The sequence below is a fragment of the Streptomyces sp. WP-1 genome (genome assembly GCF_030450125.1).
GTDB classification, from domain to species: domain Bacteria; phylum Actinomycetota; class Actinomycetes; order Streptomycetales; family Streptomycetaceae; genus Streptomyces; species Streptomyces incarnatus.
The window spans coordinates 5,123,405-5,137,378 of the sequence record NZ_CP123923.1 but is presented as its reverse complement, the minus strand read 5'-3'; the positions used below and the strand labels follow the sequence as shown (position 1 = coordinate 5,137,378).

At 72.3% G+C, this 13,974-nt stretch carries 12 protein-coding genes; 2 read left to right on the top strand and 10 right to left on the bottom strand.

The window, feature by feature from the left end; all coding sequences use genetic code 11:
- Positions 1–116: 116 nt before the first annotated feature.
- From QHG49_RS22605 to QHG49_RS22595, 3 genes are all read right to left on the bottom strand, one after another.
- Complete coding sequence (locus QHG49_RS22605; RefSeq protein WP_301490985.1) at positions 117–845, bottom strand: chaplin; 729 nt, start codon at positions 843–845, stop codon at positions 117–119.
- Between the two features lie 131 nt (positions 846–976).
- On the bottom strand, positions 977–1,204 hold the full coding sequence (locus tag QHG49_RS22600) for a chaplin (RefSeq protein ID WP_145485419.1): 228 nt from the start codon (positions 1,202–1,204) through the stop codon (positions 977–979).
- A 284-nt stretch (positions 1,205–1,488) separates the two neighbouring features.
- Positions 1,489–1,899, bottom strand: coding sequence for a rodlin (locus tag QHG49_RS22595; RefSeq protein ID WP_145485418.1), 411 nt, complete (start codon positions 1,897–1,899; stop codon positions 1,489–1,491).
- 247 nt (positions 1,900–2,146) lie between these two features.
- Here QHG49_RS22595 and QHG49_RS22590 point away from each other — a divergent pair, with 247 nt between their 5' ends.
- Both QHG49_RS22590 and QHG49_RS22585 read left to right on the top strand, forming a co-directional pair.
- Entirely contained in the window at positions 2,147–2,557 is a 411-nt protein-coding gene (locus QHG49_RS22590) for a rodlin (RefSeq protein ID WP_093677378.1), read from the top strand.
- A gap of 205 nt (positions 2,558–2,762) precedes the next feature.
- Entirely contained in the window at positions 2,763–3,170 is a 408-nt protein-coding gene (locus QHG49_RS22585; protein ID WP_145485417.1) for a rodlin, read from the top strand.
- 114 nt (positions 3,171–3,284) lie between these two features.
- Here the strand turns inward: QHG49_RS22585 and QHG49_RS22580 are convergent, their stop codons facing one another.
- The 7 genes from QHG49_RS22580 to QHG49_RS22550 form a co-directional block, all read right to left on the bottom strand.
- Entirely contained in the window at positions 3,285–4,136 is an 852-nt protein-coding gene (locus QHG49_RS22580; RefSeq protein ID WP_301490980.1) for an ABC transporter permease, read from the bottom strand.
- Positions 4,133–6,784 (bottom strand): alpha/beta fold hydrolase, encoded by a 2,652-nt coding sequence (locus QHG49_RS22575; protein ID WP_301490978.1) that lies wholly within the window; start codon positions 6,782–6,784, stop codon positions 4,133–4,135. Before QHG49_RS22575 ends, QHG49_RS22580 begins: the two co-directional genes overlap by 4 nt.
- A gap of 171 nt (positions 6,785–6,955) precedes the next feature.
- Complete coding sequence (locus QHG49_RS22570) at positions 6,956–8,356, bottom strand: APC family permease (protein WP_145485415.1); 1,401 nt, start codon at positions 8,354–8,356, stop codon at positions 6,956–6,958.
- Positions 8,357–8,753: 397 nt separating this feature from the next.
- On the bottom strand, positions 8,754–10,256 hold the full coding sequence (gene mmsA / locus QHG49_RS22565) for a CoA-acylating methylmalonate-semialdehyde dehydrogenase (RefSeq protein WP_159701510.1): 1,503 nt from the start codon (positions 10,254–10,256) through the stop codon (positions 8,754–8,756).
- A 17-nt stretch (positions 10,257–10,273) separates the two neighbouring features.
- Entirely contained in the window at positions 10,274–12,145 is a 1,872-nt protein-coding gene (gene iolD / locus QHG49_RS22560; RefSeq protein WP_301490975.1) for a 3D-(3,5/4)-trihydroxycyclohexane-1,2-dione acylhydrolase (decyclizing), read from the bottom strand.
- Complete coding sequence (gene iolB, locus QHG49_RS22555) at positions 12,142–12,966, bottom strand: 5-deoxy-glucuronate isomerase (protein WP_301490973.1); 825 nt, start codon at positions 12,964–12,966, stop codon at positions 12,142–12,144. The genes iolD and iolB overlap by 4 nt, the downstream gene beginning before the upstream one ends.
- Positions 12,963–13,853, bottom strand: coding sequence for a deoxyribose-phosphate aldolase (locus QHG49_RS22550; RefSeq protein WP_301492890.1), 891 nt, complete (start codon positions 13,851–13,853; stop codon positions 12,963–12,965). The genes iolB and QHG49_RS22550 overlap by 4 nt, the downstream gene beginning before the upstream one ends.
- Positions 13,854–13,974: the final 121 nt, after the last annotated feature.

Here is a 13,974-nt window from a genome sequence, read left to right as displayed (position 1 = left end):
TCCGACGGAGGCCGCTCGGAAGGGCCTTGGGCGCCCATGCCGAAAACCCCCGCACGGGCGTGCGCGGGGGTCCTGGGCGGCGGGTGCCGGACGCTCGGGGTCCGGCACCCGGCAGGTCACCGACGGGCGGCCGTCCGGCCGCGGCGGTAGAGCACCGCACCCGCCATGATCAGCGCGGCGCTCGCGGCCGAGGTCGCGATCATGGCCTTGGCGTTGCCACCGGTGTGCGGCAGGGTGGGCGGCTCGTCGTTGCCGTACGAACCGGGCGGGGTCGGCTCGTCACTGCCGTAGGAGGGCAGCGGGGTCGGCTCGTCGCTCCCGTACGACGTCGGCGTCGGCGTCGGCTCGTCGCTGCCGTACGACGTGGGGGTCGGCGTCGGCTCGTCGCTCCCGTAGGAGGTCGGTGTCGGCTCGTCGCTGCCGTACGACGTCGGGGTCGGCGTCGGATCCGGGCTGCCGTACGCCGGCGGTGTGGGGTCGTCGTGGCCGTACGACGTGGGCGTGGGAGTCGGGTCCGGCTTGCCGTAGGAGGCGGGGGTCGGCTCGTCGTCGCCGTACGAGTCGTTGCCGTAACCCGTGTGGTGGTGGGTGGCCGAATGGCCGCCATTGGCACAGGAGTTGCCGAACGCGGGGTTCAGCAGCGCGGCCACGTCCACGGAGTTGCCGCAGACATTGACCGGCACGTGCACCGGGACCTGGATGCTGTTGCCGGACAGCACGCCCGGTGAACCCTGGGCCAGTGACTGCGCGTTGGAGTCGGCGAGCGCGGCCGTGCCGTACAACGAAAGCACGCCGGTCGCGGCAGCTGCGGCCACGACCATGCCCTTGCTGAGGGTCTGTCGCAATCTCGTAGTCTTCCTACTCGAACTGCTCGAAGATGTGGGAAGGCCGGCCCCGGGCCAATGGATCTATGGATCGACGGTCCGAGGCCGGCCTGAACGCAGCCGGCCGGCTGGCGTGCGGTGGGTACCGAACGTCAGCCGTTGGCGCAGGTGTTGCCGAACGCGGGGTTCAGCAGACCGATGATGTCGACGGAGTCGCCGCACAGGTTGATCGGAACGTGCACAGGGATCTGGATCACGTTGCCGGACAGCACGCCAGGGGAGTTGGCGGCGACGGCCCCGGCACCGGCGTCGGCGAAGGCGGGGGCGGCCCCGCCCAGTGCCAGGAGGGCACCGGCGACGACTGCAGCGCTCTTCTTCATGGAATTTCCCTTCTCTGACGGTCATGCCCCTATGAGCGGTCGAAACCGAGCGAGCACAGCCTTGAACGGCTCGCACCATGACCGGCAGGTTGTAAAACGAGGCATAGACAGCCGGAGAAACCCTGGAACGTCCTGGGCCCCCTAATTCACTCGAACGCCCCCATAGAATTGACACCTTGGACGATTAACGGATAGGTGCTTCGTCGGGAAGAACGACAAAACCGCCCGGGCGCCGCACCGGAAAATCGGTGCGGCGCCCGGACGGCACTCGGGGTGGGACGTGTTCAGCTGCCGACGGCGCCGTTGCCCGCCAGGACGGAGATGTCGTCCGCGATGTGCGAGAGCGGCTCGTCGTCCTTCGCCTGCGTCGAGTTCTCGGCGCACTGCTGGATCTGCTGCGAGGACAGCACGGGGATGTCCTGGACACCGACGTTGACCAGGGCGAGCACCGACTGGACATCCGCCTTCACCGGCAGACCGACGCACAGGTCGTTGAGCGAGCCGCCCACCAGGGTGGCCTGCGGGCTCAGGTTGCCGCGGGTCGCGGCGTTCCCGAACGACTCATGGGCCCCGTTGCCACTGGCCGACGTCGTGCCGTGGTCGTTGCCGATGGCAAGCGCCTGGGGGGCCGCCGCCGCAGACACACCGATGAAAGACGCGGCGACCGCCGCCGCGGCCATTGCCTTCTTGAGCATTTCGCATTCCTTTCCTGGCTTTCGCCAAGACGCATGTTCCTGCCCTGGCTTCAACCGGGCCGCCGCCGTTTGGTTGCGGGGCGTCACCCGATCGGATCGTCCGGCGGTATTCAGGGCATTCACCGGCCGACCGCCGACTCCCGGCGGAATGTGGGCCATTGGAGTGAACGATGACAACCCGTGGGCGTACGGAACCGTTGAACCAGATCGCTCCGGTGGACGGGGTGTCTTCAGAAGGGAACAGCAAGTGATCAAGAAGGTTCTGGCCACCGCCGCGGTCGCCTCCGCCGTCGTCGGTGCCTCCGCCGCCGCCGCGGCGCCGGCCCTGGCCATCGGCAACGACACCGGTACGACGTCCTACAGCGGCAACGGCGCCGCGCAGACGTACGGCAACTCGGCCACCTACGGCAACATGAGCCCGCAGATGGCGCTCATCCAGGGCTCGTTCAACAAGCCCTGCATCGGTCTGCCGGCGAAGGCGGACCTCCAGTCGCTGGTCGGCCTGGTCAACGTCGGCGTGCAGGACATCCCGATCCTGTCCTCGCCGCAGACCCAGCAGTGCACGGAGAACTCCACGCAGGCGAAGGGCGACGAGGCCCTGTCGCACATCCTGGACGACATCTCCGCCCTGTCCGGCAACGGCGCCGCCGGCAGCTGAGCAGTCGAGCCCCGCGACGGCGGGTCACCGGTCTCCCCGGTGGCCCGCCGTTTCGCCGTCCCGGCACCGGTTCGACAGGGGACGTTCATCCATTCATCCGACCACACTGCTCCGAACGGGGCAAACGCCGCAACCACGCACCCGCCCGGGCAGTTGACGGTCACGCAGCTCCTCCCCGGAGTCCGCCTTTCGAAAGGGAACGAACATGAAGAAGCTGTGGGCAACCGCGGCCGTTGCCGCCTCCGTCGCCGGTCTGGCCGGTGCGGCGGCTCCCCAGGCCCTCGCCATCGGCAACGACCACGGCACCACGTCGCTCAGCGGCAACGGCGCCACGTCGTCCTTCGGCAACTCGGCCACCGCCGGCAACATGAGCCCGCAGCTCTCGCTGGTCGAAGGCTCGCTCAACAAGCCCTGCATCGGCCTGCCGGCGAAGATCGACGCCCAGTCGCTGGTCGCCCTGGTCAACGTCGGTGTCCAGGACATCCCGATCCTGTCCTCGCCGCAGACCCAGCAGTGCACGGAGAACTCCACGCAGGCGAAGGGCGACGAGCCGCTCTCGCACATCCTGGACGACATCTCCGCCCTGTCGGGCAACGGCGCCGTCGGCAGCTGACGGACGCACTCCCGCGACGGCGGGTCACCGGTTCCCCCCGGTGGCCCGCCGTTTCGCTGTGTGCGGCACCCGGGCGGGCGTGGGACCGGCCGGACGCGGGACCCGGCCGGGGCCTCAGGAGACGATGTCCTTGCGGGCGAAGCCCCGGAAGGCCAGCGCGAACAGCACCAGCGCGCAGGTCACCGAGAGCGCGGCGCCCTGGATCATCCCGGACCACTCGGCGTGCGGCTGGACGGCGTCGGCCCAGGCGAACTGCCAGTGCGCGGGCAGGAAGTCGCGCCAGTGGCCCAGCGCGGTGACGGCGTCCAGGACATTGCCGACGATGGTCAGCCCGACCGCGCCGCCGACCGCGCCGAGCGGGGCGTCCGTCCTGGTCGACAGCCAGAACGCGAGCCCCGCGGTGACCAGCTGGGACACGAAGATGTACGCCACCGCCACCGCGAGCCGCTGCACGGCGGTGCCGGGGTCCAGTGCGCCGCCGGTGGGTATCTGGAGCGGCCCCCAGCCGTAGGCGGCGGTGCCGACGGCGAGGGCGACGACCGGCAGCAGCACCATCGCGGCGAGGCTCAGCCCGAGCGCCACGACCAGCTTGGACCACAGCAGCCGGGCCCTGGGCACGGGCGCGGCCAGCAGATAGCGCAGCGAGGACCAGTTGGCCTCCGAGGCCACGGTGTCCCCGCAGAACAGGGCGACCGGCACGACCAGCAGGAAGCCGGCCGAGACGAACAGGTTCACCGCGGCGAAGTTGGCCCCGGACGCGGTGGCCGTGTCCATCAGGGTGACCTGGCCGTCGCGCCCCGAGGGGTGGCCGACGGCGAAGGCGATCACCAGCACGAACGGCAGTACGGCGAGGAGCGCGCCCATCACCAGGGTGCGGCGCCGCTTGAGCTGGCGGACCAGCTCCACGCGCAGGGGCAGGGTGCCCCGGGTGCGGTAACCGGAGGCCACCTCGGTGAGCGTGCTCATGCGGAACCTCCGATCAGGGTGAGGAACGCGTCCTCCAGGCGTCGGTGCGGGCCGACCGAGGCGATGGGCACCGACAGCTTCACCAGCTCCACGACCAGCCGCTCGGCGGTGCCGCCCGCCGCCAGGCGGATCAGCAGCCCGTCCCCGGTGCGCACGGCGGAGGCGACGCCGGGCAGGGCGGCCACCTTCTCCACCACCGGCTCCTCCACGGGACGCGCGGTGCCGACGAGCAGGGTGTCGCCGGAGCCGATGATGTCCCGCACGGGTCCGGCCTGCACGAGCCGGCCGCGGTCCATCACCACGAGGTGGGTGCAGGACTGCTCGACCTCGGAGAGGAGGTGGCTGGAGACGATCACGGTGCGCCCGGCGGCCGCGTAGCGGATCATCACCTCGCGCATCTCGCGTATCTGGGGCGGGTCGAGGCCGTTGGTGGGCTCGTCCAGGATGAGCAGATCGGGCAGGCCGAGCATGGCCTGGGCGATGGCCAGCCGCTGGCGCATGCCCTGGGAGTACGTGCGCACCGCGCGGGCCAGCGCGTCGCCGAGCCCGGCGATCTCCAGGGCCTCGTCCAGGTGGGCGTCCGCGGCGGGGCGGCCGGTGGCCCGCCAGTACAGCTCCAGGTTCTCCCGCCCGGACAGGTGCGGCAGGAAGCCCGCGCCCTCCACGAAGGCGCCGACCCGGGAGAGCACCGGGGCGCCGGGGCGGACGGCGTGCCCGAAGACGCGGATCTCGCCGTCGTCCGGGGTGATCAGGCCCATCAGCATGCGCAGGGTGGTGGTCTTGCCCGCGCCGTTGGGCCCGAGCAGCCCGAGCACCTGGCCCCGCTCGACGCGGAAGGACAGCTCGCGCACCGCGTACCGGTCGGCGGATCCGGCGTACCGCTTGCTCAGGTCCTCGATGACCAGCGGGACCCCGGCCAGTGCGGGGTCGGGCGCCGGGGCGGTCGTACGGCGGCGGGCGGTCAGCAGCAGGACGGCGGCGATGCCCGCGCCGGCGAGCGGCAGCCACCACACCCAGGAGGGCAGCGGGGCGGCGGCGGTGCGCACGGCGGGCGCGGTCGGGACGCTCAGCGCGCTCTTGAGGGTGACGGTGTACGTGGCCGGGGCGGCCGGTGAGGCGTAGCCCAGGTCGGTGGCGGCGAGGACGAGGCGGAGCCGGTGGCCCTTCTGCACCTCGTGGTCGATCGCCGGGAGGGTGACCGTGACGTCCTTGCCGCTCTTGGCGCCGGTCACCCGCAGGGGGGTGACGAGCTGGGAGGGCAGCACCTGCTGCTTGCCGCCGGGGCCGACGTCGTAGACCTTGCCGAACAGCACGGCGTCGCCGCCGGTGGAGGTCACGTGGACGCGGGCGGTCGGGGTGCCGGTGATCTGAAGGGTGCGGGTGAGCGGCGCGGAGTCGAAGCGGGCGTACTGGCCGGGGAAGTCGAGGGCGGTGCCGAGGCCGAGCGCGGACAGCTGGCCGAGGCCGCCGGAGCCGCCGAGACCGGGCAGCGCGGAGACGGCGGGCGGGCTCGCGCCGGCCGGGTTGGCGAGGTGCTGGGTGCGGCCGGACAGGGCGATGGCCCGCCGGTCGGCGCGCAGGCCCGGGTAGGTGTCGGCGCTCGCCCCGCGCAGCTGGGCGGTGCCGTCCGTGGAGTCGACGCCCCCGGTGCGGGTGACGCGGAAGGCGGGGCCGGTGCCGGTGCCCTTGTCGCCCTTCAGATACCGGTCGAACCAGGCGCGCACCCGGTTCTGGACGCGGCCGGTCTCCAGGTCGCCGCCGTCGTGGCCGCCCGCGACCCAGTCGACGTCGACGGGGGCGCCGTTGGCCTTGATGGCGTGCTCGGCGGCGTCGGCCTGGCCGAGCGGGAAGAGCGAGTCGGTCTGGCCCTGCACCAGCAGGGTGGGCACCTTGATGCGGGAGCCGACGGCGGACGGCGAGCGCTCCTGGAGCAGGGCGCGGGCGGCCGCGTCCGGGGTGCCGGAGGTGGCGACCCGTTCGTACATCCGGCACAGGGCGGGCTCGAAGCGGGCGCAGCCGCCGCCCTCACCGAAGAAGACCCCGGCCCACAGCTTCTTGTAGACGCCGTTCGGGAACAGGGCGTCGGCGAGGTTCCAGTAGGTCAGGGCCGGGGCGATGGCGTCCACCCGGTGGTCGTACCCCGCGGCGAGCAGGGAGATCGCGCCGCCGTAGGAGCCGCCGGCCACGCCCACGCGGGGGTCGCCGGGCCTGTCGAGCCGTACCTGGGGCTGCTTCGCGAGCCAGTCGATGAGCCGGGAGACGTCGGCGACCTCGGTCTTCGGGTCGTTCAGCCCGATCCTGCCGGTGGACCGGCCGAAGCCGCGCGCGGACCAGGTCAGGACCGCGTACCCGTCGCGGGCGAGGTCCTCGGCCTGCCGGCGCATGTCGTCCTTGCTGCCGCCGAAGCCGTGCGCGAGCAGGACGGCGGGCCGGCGGCCGGCGGGGCCCGCGGTGAAGTACGAGGTGTCCAGGCGGACGCCGCCCGGCATGGTCATGATCCGGTCGGCGCGGTGCACGGGCTCGGGTCCGCCGGAGGCGGCCGCCGTCCAGGTCCCGGCGCCCGCGAGCACCACGACGGCGGCCGCGGCGGCCACCAGCCGCCGCGGTCCCTTGAGCAGCCCTCGCAGCCGGGCCACACGAAGATCCATGCCTCAACGGTACGGGCCGCCACTGACATCCGCCGGACCCCCCAGGGCTGAACCGGGGCCCCTCCCGGGGGAGTAGTGGGGGTGGTCCCCTACTACATCCGTGGTAGCGCGGCCCGCGGCCCCCGGTACCGGAGGTGAGGGGGGTACCGGGGGCCGCGGGCCGGGGAGGGCTCAGGCCTCCTGGGCGTCCTCGGGGACGGACACCAGCCAGCGGGTCTGCTGCCGGGGGCGGAGGTAGAGCGCCCAGTAGAGGGTGGCGACGACGGTGATGCCGCCGGTCCAGAGCAGGTACGAGACCTCCTGCTCGACCAGGATGTAGGCCAGCACGGCGATCAGCAGGACCGGCATGGCGGGCCACAGCGGCATCCGCCAGGCCTTGCGGGTGCCGTGGTGGCCGCGGCGGGCGAGCAGGGAGGCGACGGCGACCAGCAGGTAGAGGGCGGTGACGGCGACGCCGGTCACGCCGTAGAGCGTGTCCAGGTTGACGAAGCAGAGGAGCGCGCCGGGGACGCCCACGACCAGGGTGGCGACCCAGGGGGAGCCGAAGCGGCCGAGCTTGGACAGGGCGTTGTTGACCGGCGAGGGCCAGGCCTTGTCGCGGGCGGAGGCGAACAGGACGCGGGAGTTCTGGATGACCATCACGATGCCCGCGTTGATGATCGCGAGGGCGACGCAGAGGCTGACGAAGGTGCCGACGGCCGAGTTGCTCCAGGCGATGACCATGCTGGAGATGTTGCCGCCGGTCAGGGAGGTCAGGTCACCGGCGCCCAGGGTGATCGCGGTGACCGGCACCAGGATGACCACGCTGGAGATGGCCAGCGTGGCGAGGACGGTGCGGGCGACGTTGCGGCGCGGGTTCTCCAGTTCCTCGGAGAGGTAGACGGCGGTGGAGAAGCCCTGGGTGGCGAAGAGCGCGATGGCGAGCCCCGAGAGGACCATCATGGCCGTCACCGGGTTGACGTGGGCGTGCTCGCCGGCGATCTGGAAGGAGGTGAGGGCGCCCAGGCCGCGGTGGGAGTGGGCGAAGCCGAGGACGGCGACGACGCCGGCCGCGATGACCTCAAGAACCAGGAAGATGCCGGTGATCCAGGCGTTGGCGCGCAGGTCGAGCAGGCCCGCGAGGGTGGCGGCGATCATCACGCCCGCGCCCGTCCAGGACGGGTCGAGGTGGACGATCGGGGCCAGGTAGTCGGCGGTGCCCATCGCGATGACCGGGGGGACGATCATCACGACGAGGAGCGACATCACGAACGCCAGCCAGCCGGACAGCCGGCCCGCCAGGGTGGAGACGATGGCGTACTCGCCGCCCGCGCTGGGGATCAGGGTGCCCAGCTCGGAGTAGCAGAAGGCGACCGGGATACAGAGCAGCGCGCCGATGGCGAGGCAGAGCGCGGTCGCGGTGCCCAGGCTGGAGAACAGGTCCGGCACGATCACGAAGAGCGTGGAGGCCGGTGTGACGCACGACAGAGTGAGCAGGGTGCCGCCGACCACGCCGATGGAGCGCTTGAGCTTCTGAGGACTGTCCGTGGCCTCCGGGAGGCTCGTCTCGACAGGGCGGAGCGTGTCGGTCATGCGGCGGAATCCGATCGACTCGTGTCGTGCGTGAGGGTGAGGGGTCGGGAGCGCTATCGCCTCCGGCGGATCGTCGTCGTACGGTCGTCTTCGTCCGCTCCCGGCGCCCATAGGGAACCCCGACGAAAACCGCCACGTCAATGGGTGTTTACCTTCGGAATCCGCACCATGGACACGCGTCGCCGTGGATCAGATTCGCAGGCAACAAGGCCCCATAGGTGCATCCATCAAGCCTGTATGTGATCTGACCTTGCTTTCGAAGGTCATCTCCCGGCAACCCCTTCGTCACCCGTTTCATCCACATGAACGGGAACCGCAGCCGACGTTTCAAAAAAATGTCAGGCCGTCCGGTATCCGGACGGCCTGACGGGGGGAGAGCGGGGGTTATGTCTCGCGCTCAGTGGTTGCGCGGGAACCCGAGGTCGACGCCGGCGGGGGCGTCGGCCGGGTCGGGCCAGCGGGTGGTGACGACCTTGCCGCGGGTGTAGAAGTGCGTGCCGTCGTTGCCGTAGATGTGGTGGTCGCCGAAGAGCGAGTCCTTCCAGCCACCGAAGGAGTGGTAGCCCACCGGCACCGGGATCGGCACGTTGACTCCGACCATGCCGGCCTCGATCTCCAGCTGGAAGCGGCGGGCGGCGCCGCCGTCCCGGGTGAAGATCGCGGTGCCGTTGCCGAACGGCGAGGCGTTCATGAGGGCCACGCCCTCCTCGTAGGTGTCCACGCGCAGCACGCACAGCACCGGGCCGAAGATCTCGTCCTGGTACGCCTTGGCGGTCGTCGGCACCTTGTCCAGCAGCGAGATGCCGATCCAGTGGCCGTCCTCGTACCCCTCGACCGTGTGGCCGGTGCCGTCCAGGACGACCTCGGCGCCCTCGGCGGCGGCGCCGGTGACGTAGGAGGCGACCTTGTCGCGGTGGGCGGCGGTGATCAGCGGGCCCATCTCGGAGGCGGGGTCGTCGCCCGGACCGATCTTGATCTTCTCGGCGCGCTCGCGGATCTTCGCCACCAGCTCGTCGCCGATGGCGCCGACCGCGACGACCGCCGAGATCGCCATGCAGCGCTCGCCGGCCGAACCGTAGGCCGCGGAGACGGCCGCGTCGGCCGCCGCGTCCAGATCGGCGTCCGGCAGCACCAGCATGTGGTTCTTGGCGCCGCCCAGGGCCTGCACGCGCTTGCCGTTGGCGGAGGCGGTGGCATGGATGTAGCGGGCGATCGGGGTGGAGCCGACGAAGGAGACGGCCTTCACGTCCGGGTGCTCCAGGAGCCGGTCCACGGCCACCTTGTCGCCGTGCACCACGTTGAACACGCCGTCCGGGAGCCCGGCCTCGGCCAGCAGCTCCGCGATGCGCAGGGAGGCGGAGGGGTCCTTCTCGCTCGGCTTGAGCACGAAGGTGTTGCCGGTCGCGACGGCGATCGGGAACATCCACATCGGGACCATCGCCGGGAAGTTGAACGGCGTGATGCCCGCGACCACGCCGAGGGGCTGGCGGATCGAGGCCACGTCCACGCCGCTCGCGACCTGCGTGGACAGCTCGCCCTTGAGCTGCACGTTGATGCCGCAGGCCAGGTCCACGATCTCCAGGCCGCGGGCGACCTCGCCGAGCGCGTCGGAGTGCACCTTGCCGTGCTCGGCGGTGATCAGCTCCGCGATCTCGTCGCGGTGCGCGTCCAGCAGCGCCCGGAACCTGAAGAGGATCGTGGTGCGCTGGGCCAGCGAGGACCGGCCCCAGGTCGCGAAGGCGTCCTTGGCGGCGGCGACCGCCGCGTCCACCTCCTCGACGGAGGCGAAGGCGACCTTGGTGGTGACCGCGCCGGTCGCGGGGTCGGTGACCGGCCCGTACGTGCCCGACGCGCCGTCGACGGTCTTCCCGCCGATCCAGTGGTTGACGATCTTCGTCATGCCCAGAGACTCCTTACTCACAGATGGCGGCGTCGGGTCGAGACGTGCCGTTCGTACTGCTCACGTGCCGTGACCGCGGGGGTTCGGGTCGCGCTCGCGGCCACAGGAACATCCCACCAGGCCTGCGCCCCGGGCGCGCCCGACACAGTGTCGGACGTTTCGGTCTCGACGTAGACACATGTGGGAGTGTCGGCGGCCCGCGCCTCGGCGAGCGCCGCGCGCAGTTCCCGGACGTTCCCCGCCCGCAGCACCCGCATCCCCAGGCTGGCCGCGTTGGCCGCGAGATCGACGGGCAGCGGGGCGCCCGTGTAGGTGCCCTCCTGCGTCCGAAACCGGTACGCGGTGCCGAACCGCTCGCCGCCCACCGCCTCCGAGAGCCCGCCGATGGACGCGTACCCGTGGTTCTGCACCAGCAGCACCTTGATCGCGATGCCCTCCTGGACGGCGGTCACGATCTCGGTCGGCATCATCAGATACGTGCCGTCCCCGACCAGCGCCCAGACGGGGCGCCCCGGCGCCGCCAGCTTCACGCCGAGCGCGGCCGGGATCTCGTAGCCCATGCAGGAGTAGCCGTACTCCAGGTGGTACTGGTCGCGGGAGCGCGCCCGCCACAGCCTGTGCAGATCGCCGGGGAGCGAACCGGCCGCGTTGATCACGATGTCCGACTCGTCCACCAGGGCGTCCAGCGCGCCGATGACCTGCGCTTGGGTCGGCCGGGCGGCGGGGTCGGGGCTCGCGAAGCAGGCGTCGACGCGCCGCTCCCAGCGCGCCTTGCCCGCCGTGTACTCGTCCACGTACGCGCCGTCCGCCGTGTGGGACGCCAGCGCCTCGCTCAGCTCCTCCAGGCCGGTGCGGGCGTCCGCGACCAGGGGCAGCGCGGCCAGTTTGTGGGCGTCGTGGGGCGCGATGTTCAGGTGCAGGAAGCGGACGTCCGGGTGCTGGAAGAGGGTGCCGGAGGCGGTGGTGAAGTCGGTGAAGCGGGTGCCGACGCCGATCACCAGGTCGGCGGTGCGCGCCAGTTCGTCGGCGGTCGCGGTGCCGGTGTGGCCGATCCCGCCGACGTCCTGCGGATGGTCGTACCGCAGCGCGCCCTTGCCGGCCTGGGTGGACGCGACGGGGATGCCCCTCGCTCCGGCGAACGTGGCGAGGGCCGCCTCGGCGCGGCTGTGGCGGACGCCGCCGCCCGCGACGATCAGGGGGCGGCGGGCGGCCCGGACGGCCGCCGCCGCGCGGGCCAGTTCGGCGGGGTCCGGGCCCGGGCGCCGTACGGTCCACACCCGCTCGGCGAAGAACTCCTCGGGCCAGTCGTACGCCTCCGCCTGCACGTCCTGCGGCAGGGCGAGGGTGACCGCACCGGTCTCCACCGGGTCGGTGAGCACCCGCACGGCCGCGAGCGCGCTCGGGATCAGCTGCTCGGGGCGGGTGATCCGGTCGAAGTAGCGGGAGACCGGGCGCAGCGTGTCGTTGACCGAGACATCGCCCGCGTGCGGCACCTCCAGCTGCTGGAGGACCGGGTCGGCGGGGCGGGTGGCGAAGACGTCGCCGGGGAGCAGCAAGACGGGGAGGTGGTTGACGGTGGCGAGGGCGGCGCCGGTGACGAGGTTGGTGGCGCCGGGGCCGATGGAGGTCGTCACCGCGTGGGCGGCCAGGCGTCCGCACTGGCGGGCGTAGCCGACGGCCGCGTGCACCATGGACTGCTCGTTGCGGCCCTGGTGGTACGGCATCACGCCCGCGTACTCGACCAGTGCCTGCCCGATGCCCGCGACGTTCCCGTGGCCGAAGATGCCCCAGGTGGCGCCGATCAGCCGGTGCCGCTCGCCGTCGCGTTCGGTGTGCTGGGCGGTGAGGAAGCGGACGAGCGCCTGGGCGACGGTGAGCCGGGTCGTCATCGGTAGCCCCCGGTGGTCTCGGTGTGGTCGGGGTGGAAGCGGATCCGCCACTCCCTGTTCTCGCCGGGCCCGGCCATGACGTTCAGGTAGTACATGGCGTGTCCGGGCTGGGCGATGGAGGGACCGTGCCAGCCGTCGGGGACGAGGACGGCGTCGCCGGAGCGGACCTCGGCGAGGACGTCGGCGCCGCCGGGGCGCGAGGGGAACACCCGCTGGTAGCCGAAGCCGTCCGGCCCCTCGATCTCGAAGTAGTAGATCTCCTCCAGCGCGCATTCCTCCCCCGGCCGGTGCTCGTCGTGCTTGTGCGGCGGGTACGAGGACCAGTTGCCGCCGGGGGTGAGGACCTCGACGGCGATCAGCCGGTCGCAGTCGAAGGCGTCGGCGGCGGCGAAGTTGCGCACCTGGCGGGCACAGGTGCCGCTGCCGCGCCGCTCGACGGGGACCTCCGGCGCGGGGCCGTAGCGGGCGGGGAGTCGTCGCTCGCACTTCGCTCCTGCCAGGGCGAAGCGGCCTCCCGCGCCGGAGGCGATCTGGACCCGGGCGTCACGGGGCGCGTACGCGAAGTCCGAGGCCCCCGCGAACACGCTGTCCCGACCCAGGAGTTGGAACTCGCTTTCCTCGATTCGAACGGTACATCCGCCTTCCAGCGGAAGCACGATCCACTCACTGTTCCCGGTGATGAACGTATGGCTACCCCCCGGGGACAACTCGGCGATCCGCAGGGCGCTGTAGGTCCATCCGGCGCGCTCGGGCCCGATGTCGAGGGCGTACTCGGCGCTCGCCGCGGTACCCCGGGGAAGATACAGATCGTCGCTGGTCATGCGGCCTCTCGCAGCAGTGCGGTGGCGGTGTCCACGGCGGCGGCCACATCACCGTCCGCCGGGTACAGCAGCGCGCGGCCGGCCACCAGGCCGCGCACGGTGGGCAGGTGGAGCGCGCCGCGCCACTTCTCGTGCGCGGTGTTCCGGTCGGCGGACGGGTCGGCTGTGTCACCGCCGAGCAGTACGGCGGGGAGGGTCGAGGCGGCCATCACCCGGGCCATGTCCCGCGGGTCCTCGGTCACCGGCACCTTCAGCCAGGTGTAGGCCGAACTGCCGCCGAGGCCCGAGGCGATGGCGATGGAGCGGGTGACGGCCTCGGCGGAGAGGTCGTTGACCAGGACGCCCCCGGGGGTGCGGCGGCTGATGAAGGGCTCCACGAAGACCGGGAGCCGGCGGGCGGCCATCGCGTCGACGGCGCGGGCGGCGGACTCCAGGGTGGTCAGGGAGCCGGGGTCGGTGTAGTCGAGGCGCAGCAGCAGCTTGCCCGCGTCGAAGCCGAGGCGGGCGATGTCCTCGGGGCGGTACCCGGTGAACCGGTCGTCGAGTTCGAAGCGCGCGCCCCGCAGCCCGCCGCGGTTCATCGAGCCCATGACCACCTTGTCCTCCAGGGCGCCGAGCAGCAGCAGGTCGTCCAGGACGTCGGCGGTGGCGAGGACGCCGTCGACACCGGGCCGCGACAGCGCGAGGCAGAGACGGCCGAGCAGGTCGGCGCGGTCGGCCATGGCGAGTTCGCGGTCGCCGACGGCGAGGGCGCCGCGTGCGGGGTGGTCGGCGGCGACGATCAGCAGCCGGCCGGTGTCGTTCAGCAGGGGACGGCGCCGGCGGCGGGCGGCGGCCTCGGCGATCGCCTCGGGGTTCCGGGCACGGACGCGCGCCAGTGCGGCGATGTCGACGGGGGGCCGGGGAGCGGCCGGACCCGGGCCTCCGGCCGGGCGCGCCCGAGCGGCACGGGCCTCGGCCCGGCGCGCGCCCTCCGAACGGCCCTCGCCCCCGGTCCCGGCCGCGCCC

Excerpts from the sequence above, each read along its gene's own strand:
- QHG49_RS22600 (WP_145485419.1), bottom strand. The coding sequence starts at position 1,204 with ATGAAGAAGAGCGCTGCAGTCGTCGCCGGTGCCCTCCTGGCACTGGGC.
- QHG49_RS22595 (WP_145485418.1), bottom strand. The coding sequence starts at position 1,899 with ATGCTCAAGAAGGCAATGGCCGCGGCGGCGGTCGCCGCGTCTTTCATC.
- QHG49_RS22585 (WP_145485417.1), top strand. The coding sequence starts at position 2,763 with ATGAAGAAGCTGTGGGCAACCGCGGCCGTTGCCGCCTCCGTCGCCGGT.
- QHG49_RS22580 (WP_301490980.1), bottom strand. The coding sequence starts at position 4,136 with ATGAGCACGCTCACCGAGGTGGCCTCCGGTTACCGCACCCGGGGCACC.
- QHG49_RS22575 (WP_301490978.1), bottom strand. The coding sequence starts at position 6,784 with ATGGATCTTCGTGTGGCCCGGCTGCGAGGGCTGCTCAAGGGACCGCGG.
- QHG49_RS22570 (WP_145485415.1), bottom strand. The coding sequence starts at position 8,356 with ATGACCGACACGCTCCGCCCTGTCGAGACGAGCCTCCCGGAGGCCACG.
- mmsA (WP_159701510.1), bottom strand. The coding sequence starts at position 10,256 with ATGACGAAGATCGTCAACCACTGGATCGGCGGGAAGACCGTCGACGGC.
- iolD (WP_301490975.1), bottom strand. The coding sequence starts at position 12,145 with ATGACGACCCGGCTCACCGTCGCCCAGGCGCTCGTCCGCTTCCTCACC.
- iolB (WP_301490973.1), bottom strand. The coding sequence starts at position 12,966 with ATGACCAGCGACGATCTGTATCTTCCCCGGGGTACCGCGGCGAGCGCC.